The organism is Protofrankia sp. Cas8, assembly GCF_963555845.1.
GTDB lineage: Bacteria > Actinomycetota > Actinomycetes > Frankiales > Frankiaceae > Protofrankia.
On sequence record NZ_CAUVXI010000106.1, the window covers coordinates 7,665 to 19,052 of the forward strand.

General features: G+C 65.8%; 12 protein-coding genes. 4 read left to right on the plus strand and 8 right to left on the minus strand.

From position 1 onward, the window contains the following. The coding region (locus U9977_RS15820) for an alpha/beta hydrolase (protein ID WP_322750031.1) at positions 1-345 on the plus strand (345 nt) is incomplete at its 5' end. A gap of 58 nt (positions 346-403) precedes the next feature. On the opposite strand, the gene U9977_RS15825 is transcribed toward U9977_RS15820, so the two are convergent. The 5 genes from U9977_RS15825 to U9977_RS15845 all read right to left on the minus strand — a co-directional run bounded on the left by U9977_RS15825 (position 404) and on the right by U9977_RS15845 (position 5,788). Continuing rightward, a complete protein-coding gene (locus tag U9977_RS15825; RefSeq protein WP_322766452.1) occupies positions 404-2,113 on the minus strand; it encodes an MFS transporter in 1,710 nt (569 codons plus the stop codon). A 411-nt stretch (positions 2,114-2,524) separates the two neighbouring features. Beyond that, positions 2,525-2,758 (minus strand): zinc ribbon domain-containing protein, encoded by a 234-nt coding sequence (locus tag U9977_RS15830; protein WP_322750032.1) that lies wholly within the window; start codon positions 2,756-2,758, stop codon positions 2,525-2,527. A gap of 62 nt (positions 2,759-2,820) precedes the next feature. After that, positions 2,821-4,158 (minus strand): ATP-dependent 6-phosphofructokinase, encoded by a 1,338-nt coding sequence (locus U9977_RS15835; RefSeq protein WP_322750033.1) that lies wholly within the window; start codon positions 4,156-4,158, stop codon positions 2,821-2,823. A 181-nt stretch (positions 4,159-4,339) separates the two neighbouring features. Then, entirely contained in the window at positions 4,340-4,648 is a 309-nt protein-coding gene (locus U9977_RS15840; protein WP_322750034.1) for a hypothetical protein, read from the minus strand. A gap of 9 nt (positions 4,649-4,657) precedes the next feature. Next, positions 4,658-5,788: a PP2C family protein-serine/threonine phosphatase gene (locus U9977_RS15845; protein WP_322750035.1), complete on the minus strand. Its 1,131-nt coding sequence runs from the start codon at positions 5,786-5,788 to the stop codon at positions 4,658-4,660. A gap of 149 nt (positions 5,789-5,937) precedes the next feature. On the opposite strand from U9977_RS15845, the gene U9977_RS15850 reads away from it, so the two are divergent. Further along, entirely contained in the window at positions 5,938-7,338 is a 1,401-nt protein-coding gene (locus tag U9977_RS15850) for a transcriptional regulator (RefSeq protein WP_322750036.1), read from the plus strand. Between the two features lie 95 nt (positions 7,339-7,433). After that, positions 7,434-7,661, plus strand: coding sequence for a hypothetical protein (locus U9977_RS15855; RefSeq protein WP_322750037.1), 228 nt, complete (start codon positions 7,434-7,436; stop codon positions 7,659-7,661). Positions 7,662-8,018: 357 nt separating this feature from the next. On the opposite strand, the gene U9977_RS15860 is transcribed toward U9977_RS15855, so the two are convergent. The 3 genes from U9977_RS15860 to U9977_RS15870 form a co-directional block, all read right to left on the minus strand. Further along, positions 8,019-9,293 carry a bifunctional GNAT family N-acetyltransferase/ATP-binding protein gene (locus U9977_RS15860; protein WP_322750038.1) on the minus strand — a complete coding sequence of 425 codons (1,275 nt, stop codon included), beginning with the start codon at positions 9,291-9,293 and terminating at the stop codon, positions 8,019-8,021. 576 nt (positions 9,294-9,869) lie between these two features. Further along, positions 9,870-10,232 carry a hypothetical protein gene (locus U9977_RS15865; RefSeq protein ID WP_322750039.1) on the minus strand — a complete coding sequence of 121 codons (363 nt, stop codon included), beginning with the start codon at positions 10,230-10,232 and terminating at the stop codon, positions 9,870-9,872. Next, positions 10,229-10,534 (minus strand): WhiB family transcriptional regulator, encoded by a 306-nt coding sequence (locus tag U9977_RS15870; protein WP_322750043.1) that lies wholly within the window; start codon positions 10,532-10,534, stop codon positions 10,229-10,231. Before U9977_RS15870 ends, U9977_RS15865 begins: the two co-directional genes overlap by 4 nt. A 557-nt stretch (positions 10,535-11,091) precedes the next feature. On the opposite strand from U9977_RS15870, the gene U9977_RS15875 reads away from it, so the two are divergent. Next, the coding region (locus tag U9977_RS15875) for a helix-turn-helix transcriptional regulator (protein ID WP_322750040.1) at positions 11,092-11,388 on the plus strand (297 nt) is incomplete at its 3' end.

Below are 11,388 nucleotides of genomic sequence, written 5' to 3' on the forward strand. Positions count from 1 at the left end.
AACCACGTGGCGCGGACGTCCATGGGTGCGGTCGAGGGAGGCTGGACCTGGAAATTTGATCCGGGCATTTTCCGGGGACGCCGGCCGTCGCCGCAGATTCTCAAGGAGGTCCGCTGCCGCGTCGCGCTGTTCCGGGCCGAGCACGGTCTGATAACACCGGATATCGGCACCGAGATGTACGAGCTGCTGGGGCGGGTCGCGCCGGTTATCGAAATCCCGCTGGCGGGGCATCATGTCATGCTGGACCAGCCCCTACTGCTGGTTACCGGCATTCGGACGTTGCTGGCCGACTGGCAGCATTCGGTGCCCCAGACCCGACCGAAGGCCCAGGCGACCACCGCATAGGCCGGGCGACCGACGGCAGCGTACCGGTCGCCCGACGGCCCGGTGAACCCGGCGGTAGTCACCGGGAATGACCGGATGCCGCCGTGTCCTGCGAACGGCGTGCGGGGATCAGGCCTGCGCCCGCGTCTGAGTCCTGCGGATGTACGCCCGCCATCTCCGCGTCGTCGAGCCCGGGTTGTGCCCTGCGGCCGGGCCCCGCCATGAAGGATGCGACCAGGGCGATCAACAGCATCGTGATCGAGAACACGAAGGCGGCGACGAGACCATCCGAGAACGGCCCAGAGATCAAGTTGGGAAAAAAGGCCCGGCCGGTCACGTAGGCGCCCGAGTCGGGCAGAGCTGACAGCGTCTGCGGCCCGAGGATCTGCTCCATCGGGTTGTACCCGAGAAAGGCCGAGAACAGCACCCCGATCGGCGGGAGTGCGGATGCCGCCTGCGCGGTCGATGCCGGCACACCCTGGTCCACGAGACCGTTGAGCATGGTCGACGGCAGGCTGCGGGAAAGCCCGATGACGATCAGAGTGAACGACAGGCCTATCGAAAGAACGAACGCGGCGTTCTGGAACGTGGCAGCCATACCCGCGCCGACTCCCCGGGTGTTCGCCGGCAATCCGTTCATCACATCGGCCCGGTTCGGCGAGGAGAACAGGCCGGTACCGACGCCGTTGACCAGCAGGATCAACGCGAACACCGGATAGGAGAAGTTCACCGGGATGGACATGAACAACGCGAAGCTCACAATGACGATCGCCAGGCCGCCCACCGTGAACATCCGGGCGCCGAAACGGTCGGACAGCACCCCGGCAATCGGTGCGGCCACCAGGAAGCCGACCGTCAACGGAACCAGGTAAATTCCCGCCCACAGCGGGGTGTCGGTGAAACTGTAGCCGTGCTGGGGCAGCCAGATTCCCTGTAGCCAGATGAGGAGGACGAACTGGAGCCCACCGCGACCGAGTGACGCCAGCAGGTTTGCCACGTTGCCGGCGGAGAACGACCGGATCCGGAACAGACTCAGATGGAACAGCGGTTCGACCACCGTCGACTCGATGATCGTGAACACAACCAGCGTGACCACGCCACCGATCACCGCGGCGAGCACCCAGGGGTTGGTCCAGCCCATCGTGTGCCCGCCGTAAGGCTGAATGCCGTAGGTGATGCCGACGAGCAGCGCGATCAGCCCGACGGCGAACGTGATATTCCCCCACCAGTCCATCGTCGTGCGTCGGCGCACACCGCTGTCCTGGAGGCTCGTATAGGCCCAGAAGGTACCCAGAACCCCGAACGGTACCGACACCAGGAAGACGCAGTGCCAGCTGATCGGGGCAAGCAGGCCACCGAGCAACAGGCCCAGGAACGTGCCGGAGATGCCGGCGACCACGTTTATACCCAACGCCAAACCACGCTGGCGGGCCGGAAAGGCGTCGGTCAGGATCGCCGTGGAGTTCGCGAAGAGGAACGCCCCGCCCACGCCCTGCACAATCCGCCAGCCGATCAGCCAGAGAGCGGCCGCAGTGCCGTGCATCCAGGTGACGGCCAGCAGGATCGAGGAGACGGTGAAGATCGCAAAACCCAGGTTGTACATACGGACGCGGCCGTACATGTCGCCGAGCCGTCCGAACGTCACCACCAGCACAGCGGTGACGACGAGGAAGCCCATCATCATCCACAGCAGGTAACTGGTGTTACCCGGGCTCAGCGGGTTGATGTCGATCCCACGGAAGATCTCCGGCAGGGCGATCAGAACGATCGATCCGTTCACCGTCGCCATCAGGAGACCGAGCGTGGTATTGGACAGGGCGATCCACTTGTAGCGGGGACCTGGTACAGGGGATTGATCAGCCGCAGGCGGCAGCCGATCAATCCCGATATCATCCGAAATTCGTTGTCTGACGCGATCTGAGTCCGGCACCTGACAGCCCTCCGCGAACACCACTCGCCTCACCCGAAAACTTGCTTAGTAAGACTAAGCAAGTGACGCCCAACGTGACAGAGCAGCAAGTGTGAGATTGGCCTTAGAGCAACCGGCGACAGGGGCCTGACGCACAAAAAGACTAAATCGAGAATACCGACAGATAAGGGAAATATAGTCCAAAATAAACTGAGAGCATGATAATCCGGCAAAAGCGATGGGCTCCCGCGAAGTTCTTCGCGGGAGCCCATCGGGCCATACAGCGCCGAGTCAGGTACAGCAGCCACCGCCGCAGCAGGCGCCACCCGACGGGGCAGGCAGCAGCGAAGCCGACCCGGAAGCCGGCGACGAACCCGCGCGGGTCACCGCGACCGCGGTGAACACCCGACTGGTCTCGGCGTGACCAGTCGGACACGGCGTGCTAACAGCGGCTGTTTCGGTGATGCCACGTCGCACCTCGAAGCTGGTGTCGCAGGTACGACAACGGTATTCATAGGCAGGCACGCTCTCAGCCTACGTCGAACGGCCTATGTAGACCGGCCTGCATCGAACACGCGATCCGGTGGTCAGCCGAAGCGAACCGGCTGGCCGGTAGCCTCCAGGACCGACAGCCAGAGGTCGCCGGCGGGATCAACCTGACTGCGGTGACTGATAGCCAGCGGAATCGGGACGTGCACGAACCTGCGACGCCACCGACCGACCACCATCTCGGTACGGCCGGACATCGCCGCGTGGACCGCGGCGTGCGCCAGCCGGATGCAGTACACGCTGTCGTAGGGATTGGCCGGTACGCTGCGGATCACATAACTCGGATCGATGTATTTCAGATTCAGCTCGATGTCCACCGCGCCGAAATGTTCCGTGACCCGCCTGGTCAGGAGCTGGCCGACGTCCCGGAGCTTGATGTTGCCCGAGGCGTCGCTGCCCTGCGGCGCCCGGCCCTGCTCCTCCTGCGCGAGAAGTTCCTGGCCGGCGCCTTCCGCGACGACGACGACGGCATGGCCCCGCTCCTCGACCCGCCTGTGCAGGAAGTTCAGGAGCCCACCGTCACCGTCAAAAGCGAAGGGCACTTCAGGGATGAGCACCACGTCCGCGTCGCTGTTCGCCAGCGACGCGTAACAGGCCAGAAATCCCGAATGCCGGCCCATGAGCTTCACCACGCCGACGCCGTTGGGCGAGGACGTCGCCTCGACGTGCGCAGCCCGTATCGACTCGGCCGCCTTCCCGAACGCCGTCTGAAAACCAAAGCTCTGGTCGATGTAGGGAATGTCGTTGTCGATCGTCTTCGGGACGCCGACAATAGCGATCTTGTCACCTCGTTCGCGCGCGATCCGGGCAAGCTCAAGCGCGCCGCGCAGCGAGCCGTCACCGCCGACGACGAACAGAATGGTGATGCTCATCCGTTCCAGGCAGTCAACGATCTCCTCCGGGTCCTGTTGCCCGCGTGAGGTTCCGAGGATTGTTCCACCGTTCTCGTTGATGGTGCCGACGAGCTCGGGGGTCAGGTCCAGGACACTGTGGCCGTACTGGGCGATGAACCCCTGGTATCCGTTGCGGAAACCGAAGATTCTGGTGACGCCGTAGTGCGAGGTCAATTCGAACACCAGGCCACGGATGACGTCGTTCAGACCGGGACACAACCCACCACAGGTGACAATTCCGACCCGGGTCTTGGACGGATCAAAGAAAATCTTTCGCCGGGGCCCGGCCGGCTCGAATCCGGGGAGAGCGTCGACGGGCATATCACGTTGTGCAACCATGGACAACGTGTCGTCGAGAAGAACACGGTCATCCTCGTCCACATAATGCTGGGTCGTTCGCTTGTCACCGATCAACGGCGCCAGCGGCGACGTGATCCGACAGGGCCCCAGCGTCCTTACGGAAAGATCTGGACCATCAGCCATCAGTAACGCATCCCTGGGACCGCCGCCGACGCAAGCGGGAGGGAGCCGGGAGCTCTCGACTCCGCCCGGTGACCGCGCCGTTCCCGGCCAGCCGGCGGACCAGCCCGGTTACCGACGTGAAACAGAGATTTCCGGGTGGGACACACCACGATTGTCAAATCTCCTTTCTCGCCCACTCGTGTCAAACAGTACCGGCCAGGTCGCCAACCCCGATGACTTGGATCGTGAACCCGCCCGAATGGTGCGCCAACCGAAACCCGTGCTTTACCGGCCGGACATGCCACGAACCCGGGTCAGCCCGACCGGCACCGCCGGTCGGCGTCGGCTCAGCGACCAGCCGCAGGTCGTCGTCGGTGTTCATGCCGCCGCCGGACGCGACCGCCCCGGTCAGCCCGGCGTGGCGACGTGCCCCAAACCCGCAAAGAGTGAGATCGATTACTGAACGTTCGCTGGACGATGCCGACCGGACGCCGCCCGCGGGTACCGACACGTCATCCGGTCATCCTTCGGTGAGGGAATCGGGGCGGGAAACGGAGAACGCTGATCCGGTCGCGGTCACCGGCGTCCCACCGACTGCCGCGGTCGCGCGGTCGGGTGCGGGCAACCGTTCGGCGATGAGCAGGGCGAGGTCGTCGTGCAGCTTCCCGCCGACATGACGGTGCAGATGAGCAACCAACGCGTCCAGCGCCGTGTCAAGAGTGACCGCTGTCAGCTCCGCAAGGTGGTCATTGAGGCTGAAAAACGCCCGCCTGCTGTCACGTGCCTCGATCAGGCCGTCGGTGAACAGCAGCAACCGGTCACCCGGAGCCCAGCTGCTGATGGTCGCCGTGAAGTCCTCGGCAATACCCAGCGGGGGGCTGGGATCGATGATCGCCAGCGGGTACGCCGACTCTCCGGACAACAGGATCGGCGGTGGATGCCCAGCAGAGATCAACCGCAACGTCCCGTCCGAATGGATGTCGACGAGCAGGGCCGTGACAAAGTCCTCGGCGCCCGCTTCTCGCGAAACCGCCCGGGCGCAGGCCCCGGCAATCCCCTCGAGCTCCGGGTGGTTGGCGGCTCCCTCACGGAACGCACCCAGGACGACCGTGGTCAGCCGGACCGCGGGTAGGCCTTTGCCCTTCACATCCCCGATGATCATTCGGGTGCCGCCCGATGCGGTCACGACCTCGTAGAGGTCCCCACCGACAAGGGTCTCGGCCGCGGCGGACAGGTATCGAGCGGCGAACGCGACCCCGTTGACGGTGGCGGGTACCACCGGTAGCAGCGCGCGTTGGGCCACCTCGGCCACGACGCGGACGCGTCCCAGCTCCCGTTCCCTGTGCTGCCTTGTCACCGCAACGTAGACCGCAACCGCGGCCTGGACGGTGACCAGCACGCACGCGGCGACATGCTGCCCGGTACCGAACCGATGGTCCCACGTGCCCGATGCCACGGCAGCGGCAACCGCCGCGAGCCCGACGGCAACGGTGACCACCGTTGAGCCGGTAGCGGAGGCGATCAAGGGCACCAGCCCGTAGAAGCCGGTCAGGTTGATCCCGGGGATGACGACATCGGCGACCACGAGCAGGCCCAGCAGGCCGGGCAGACCTCCGTCAGCCGCCACGACCGCGCTTCCACGTGTCCGCATTGTCCTCATCATGCCCACAACCAACGAACGAGGAAGCGCCGTTGACCACAATACGACCACCAGTGGAACGCTACTTGTGCCGCGGCTCCCACCAAAACCGCGAGGGCGTCCCGGACCGCCATCCACCGGTGGGAGGGGAGGATCCGCGGGTGGGAGAGGATCGGCCCGTGCAGGGGACAGAACGGCCACGGCAAGGCGTGGATGACCGGGACAGCCAGGTCGCTCACGAACAGTGGCGGACCGTCCGACGGTTCCTCAACAGCCACCGCCACCGGCTGACCCGGCTCGCCGGTGAGCTGTACCCGCTGTCGGCACGGGTGGCTGGTACACCCCTGCTCGCGCCGCCGGGGTGGATCCCGGACCGGGCCGTCCCCCTGGCAGAGGTCGAGGTGGGGTGGACAACCGACGTGGCGCCGGGCGAGGTCAACGGAACCGAACCCGAGACCGCGGCCCTGCGAGCGAGCCCGCCACCAACGGTGACCCGAACCCCCGCGCCGCCGCAAACGGGAGAACCGGGACAACAGGGACAACCGTTCGCCACCTACGCCCACGCGCTGACTGCGCTCGACCCACCTCGGTTGCTGGAGAACCGCACGACCTACCGGCTCGTCGGCCTCGAACCGCCCGCCGGCGGGAGCCCGTGGCGCCTGATGTTCGCCCCGGGTTCCTACTTCGACGTCATCAACATCTGCGAAGCCGCCGCGCACGAACTTGCCGGGGCCGTCCTGGCCAGGGTCACCGACGTGGGATCGGCACCGCCGCCCGGCGAAATGTCCGGTGAGATGTCCGGTGAGATGTCCGGTGAGATGTCCGGCGGGTCACGACCGGTCCTTCCGCCTGTCAGCTGGCCGGAACTGCCGTGGCGCCAGCTCATCGGCGACCCGTTCGACGGCGGGCGGCGCCCGCTGCTCCCAGCGATCAGTACCCTGGTACTGCGCCGTGACCCCACATCAGGACAGGCGAGCTTCCCGCTGCACTGGCGGGACCCGACCAAGGTCGCCAGCGGGGGCGGGCTCTACCAGGTGATGCCCGTCGGCATGTTCCAGCCGTCCGCGGACGCGGCCTGGAACGAGGCCAACGACCTTGACCTGTGGCGGGCAACCGTCCGGGAGCTGTCCGAGGAACTGCTCGGCACGGACGAGTCCTACGGTACCGACACGGCACCGCTCGACTACGACAGTTGGCCCCTGTACCGCGCCCTGGCGCAGGCTCGAACCGCCGGACAGCTGCGGGTGTTCTGGCTCGGGACCGGCGTCGACCCCCTCACGCTCGTCGTGGACATGCTCCAAGCCGCGGTCTTCGATGCGGACGTCTTCGACACGCTGTTCGCGAACCTCGTCACGACCAACACCGAAGGTCATGTGATCGGCACCCGGTCCGACGGCAGCGGTGCGGTCACGGGCATCCCGTTCACGGCCGAGACCGTCGAGCGCTACGCCGGCACCGAGACCGGCACCGAACCCATGCAGCCGGCCGGTGCGGCTCTGCTCCGCCTGGCTTGGCGCCACCGCGACGTCCTGCTCAACCCGGTGGCCGGGTTCAAGAGATAAGAGCGCCCGGCGACCCGGCACGCCCGGCGATCTCCCCGCCGCCGGCGCAGACTCGTAGTCGCACGGGCCAGCCTCCGGAGAAGGGGAACCAGAACATGCCGATCAGCGCAGACCTTGACACGCAGCTGGACAAGAACTGGGAGAACAAGAGCCTCAGCGAGGTGCTCCGCGCGCCGGTGAGCGCGCTCGCCGGAGTGACCGATGATGACGGAAAACTGCTCAATCAGGCACTGAACGTCAAAACCATCTCGGACCTGGGCACGAACAAGTACTTCCGGGCGGCCTACGCGCTGACCCTGCTGTCCGACACCGGCGGGAAGTAGCCGCAAGCAGCGGCTGTGCAGGCTCACCCAACCTGGTGAGCCTGCACAGCCATGGTCATCTCGACGCTCCCCGTCCGCACGATCCTCTCGGTACAGCAAAAACCAACAGCAAGACATGCAAAACACAACAACAACTGGTGCTAGTAGACATGAACACATCAACTGTGCACCATCGGGGTCAATGCAGACAACGGAGACCCCAACGGCGATGCCCAGAAGGCGCCTCGCCACGTTGTCGTCGTCACCGATAGAACACCACTATCGGCTCCTCCTCCGCCTTGCGGGCCTCCTTCTGGATCATCGCCCGCATCGACCAATATCCATCAGACAGGCCCTGGGGCAGCAGTGGCGGAAGCTTCAGCTGCGGGTGAAGGCCCTGGCGTCTGAGCGGAAGCGGTCAAGCTCGTCGGCGCTGATGGTCGGCCGCGACGAACGCGCCGCCGCCAGGAGGTCTTCGGTGGTCACCGGCAGGCGCTCACCCTTGTCGACCGCGCGGTGGAATGCCGCCGCCACCGCGCGTTGCACGGCAGAAGCAAGATCGGCCGGGGTGAACAGCTCGGTGGCCGCGACAACCGGTTCGATGTCGACCTGCTTGTTGTCGATCCGCTCGAGGAACCTGTCGAGCAGCAGGCGGCGGCCGGGCGCGTCCGGCGGCCCGACCGGAAGAACAAGGTCGAAGCGGCCAGGTCGGATGAACGCCGGGTCCAGCGCCGCGATCGAGTTCGTCGCACAGATCAACAGACGCCCCGGGGCGCCGCGGAACTGCGGGATGGCCTTCAGCAGCTCGTTCACCACGGACTGGCTCTCCGGCCCGACCGCGTCCCGGGACTGCGCGATCTCGTCCACCTCGTCGATGAAGACCACGACCCGTTCGACCTGCATGAGCTCGGTGATGGCCGTGCGCAGCTCGCCGGCCAGGTTGCCGCCGCCGGTCGCGACCAGCCGGGATGGCAGAAGTTCCACGAACGGCCATTCCAGGCGCGCCGCCACGGCCCGCGCGAACGACGTCTTCCCGGTGCCCGGCGGCCCGAACAGAAGCATGGTCGTCGGTGTGACCACCCCGTACGTCTCGGCCAGCTCGTTTTCCTTGATGGGAAGGAGCAGCCGCTGTTCCACCAGTTTCTTGCCCTCGGCCATCCCGGCCAGACTGTGCCATTCCGCCGCGGTGAGCAGGGTACCGCCCCAGCGCTCCACGGTCGTGACGTCAACCGGCCGCAGCGGCTCGTACTTCTCATAGAGCGTGAGCCCGGTCTTGGCGAATCCCCTGTTCCGGAAGGCTAGTTCCCCGAACTGGCCCGGCCCGAGCAGCGTGGTGATGCGGCGGTGACCGGCGTGAATGAGCTGATTCTCCAGCGCCTGCAGGAGCGCGGACCCGATGCCCCGGTATCGCCATGCGGGCGAGATTGCCAGCGCAAGGACCCGAGCGTGTCCTCGTTCATATTTCCCGACCGCAACGCCGACGCACTGGTCGGGTGTGACGGCGACGACAGCGGGAGTGTCCTCGCGCAACGCGAGAACCGTGTCCGTCAGATCAAACGACGGCCCTTCCGCGTCAGATCTGACCTCCTCAAGCAGTTGAACCGTGGCGGTGTGATCGGTGGTGTCGTAGGACCGTACATGCCAGTTGGTCATGGCCGACTCCTTTCACTCGTGTCACTCGTGCGCAAGTACGGGTCAGTTACCTGTCGCGTCGTTTCCACTCGTGTTACCACTCGGGCAGCGGCAAGGAGCCCGCAGCGCAGGCTCGAAAGGAGCTAACCAGCCGGCGCGGGCCATTGCGCCGCGGAGGGGAGCGGTAAATGGCCCGCGCCGGGGTCTCACCCGGGGGTCGCGACTGTTGTCAGCCACCGCGCCGGGGAGCTTTTCCGACCACGCGGACCTCAGCTGCAGACCGAGGAAGGCGTGATCATGACTCTTTTCGCGCCTCCGGAGGCCGTGCCCTGCCCGGCGGAGACCCACGCGATGTTATGTTCCGACGATTTTCGATCGGATTCTCGGTAGCCTCGGGGATGCGGCCGAGGTAACACCGGCGCAGCGCCGACCAGTTCGTTGCAGAAACAGTTGTCGGGCGTCGGGTACGCCGGTCGACCGCGTTGCGACACCACCGCGTCAATGCGGCGAAACCTCGACGGAACATTCCTCGGGGTGCGCTGCCCCGCACTCGCGGACGACCGACAGCCGTTGTCGCCGTCCCACGGAGTCCAATCATCAGGCAGCGCCCTCGCGCGGCCGGGGGATCGCGTGCTTGCGCGCGAGAGGAGCGGCCGACAGCAGGTCGCGGCCCGCACGAGCGAGTTCGTCCGGCAGCCCGGTCAGTCCCAGCCTGCACCCGGCCTCTGCGCGAATAGCCATCAGATGGGCCAGCAGTGCCCGCGCTTGGTGAATCTCTCCTTCCGGCGCACCGTCCGCGATCAGCCGTGCAAGGGATGTCATGACATCGCTCTCCGAGGTCACAGCCTCGGCATATTCGCGTGCGGCGATCCACAGGCGGGCCGCGGCATGCTGCCAATCCGCCATCGCGCAGGCCAGCAACACCGGCGAGACGGCCCTCGGCAACGTCTTCGTGATCACTGCGGCACCCGGGGAGCGGGAGCGCTCACGAGCTGACGGCGCAGGATCCGACGCTCATCCTCGTCCAAACCGCCCCAAACCCCGGCATCCTGGCCGGTGTCGAGCGCCCAGTTCAGGCACTCGCGGATCACCAGACAGCGCCGGCAGACGGCCTTGGCCTCCTCCAGCTGGCGCCGTGCCGGCCCGGTGGTACCCACCGGGAAGAACAACTCCGGGTCCTCATCCCGGCAGGCGCTGCGCTGCCGCCAAACTTCCAAATCCTCTGGGGACTGCGGCTCCTGTGCCCGAACATGACGCCACATATATGCGGTGTTCATGTCCTCGAACTGGCCGCGCAGCTCGCCAGCCGCGTCCAATACAAGAACTCTTCTGCTCATCCGACACCGTCCCGTGGTCGCGTCGACATGAAGACTAAATCGAACAGAAGCGTACGACCGGCCCCAGTGAGTGTCTACTCGCAATGTTTCAGAACCAGTGAACGGGGAATATGACCTGGGCCGACGCCAGGGACTCATGAATAAAGGCTGAGGTACAACGTCCCGTCGCCGCCATTCGTTCGAAGTGCTGGGAATCAGGGTTTCCAGTGACATCGGGGCGGCAGTTCGCAGATCCGCACGATCACCGTCCGGATACTCCGCGTGCACCTGAGTCGCGAGGACCCGGCACCCGGCGGAGGTCGCATACGGTGCCGGCGAATACCGGCCGGGACGTAATCCGGCGAGAATCAAGGTGCCCCGCCGCGGACCGACCAGGAAGAACGACTCACCACAGGTGACCTCGGGTCCTTAGACTCCGGAGGGGGGGTTGGCTACGTTCCGAGTACATGCCTTGACATGACGGCCAAATGGGAGAAGGTCAGATGCCTCCTCGAAGGGTTACCATCGGTCCGTTGCAGCATGCACGCCAGATCCGCGGCCTGTCTCTGGCGCGGGCAGCGGACGAGATCCGGAGTCTCGCCGAGGACATCGGTAGACCATGGGATGCGTTGACCGCGCAGCGCCTCTCAGAGTACGAGGGCGGCAAACGCCCGAGCTGGGAACACTGTGATCTACTATCCCGCTATTACTGCACCAATGTCGTCGCCCTCGGTTGGGCGTGCGACTACACCGGGCCCGAAACCGGGGCTCTGGCACTCATGTCGAATTCAGTTGACGAT

Excerpts from the sequence above, each read along its gene's own strand:
- U9977_RS15825 (WP_322766452.1), bottom strand. The coding sequence starts at position 2,113 with ATGGCGACGGTGAACGGATCGATCGTTCTGATCGCCCTGCCGGAGATC.
- U9977_RS15835 (WP_322750033.1), bottom strand. The coding sequence starts at position 4,158 with ATGGCTGATGGTCCAGATCTTTCCGTAAGGACGCTGGGGCCCTGTCGG.
- U9977_RS15845 (WP_322750035.1), bottom strand. The coding sequence starts at position 5,788 with ATGCGGACACGTGGAAGCGCGGTCGTGGCGGCTGACGGAGGTCTGCCC.
- U9977_RS15855 (WP_322750037.1), top strand. The coding sequence starts at position 7,434 with ATGCCGATCAGCGCAGACCTTGACACGCAGCTGGACAAGAACTGGGAG.
- U9977_RS15860 (WP_322750038.1), bottom strand. The coding sequence starts at position 9,293 with ATGACCAACTGGCATGTACGGTCCTACGACACCACCGATCACACCGCC.
- U9977_RS15870 (WP_322750043.1), bottom strand. The coding sequence starts at position 10,534 with ATGTGGCGTCATGTTCGGGCACAGGAGCCGCAGTCCCCAGAGGATTTG.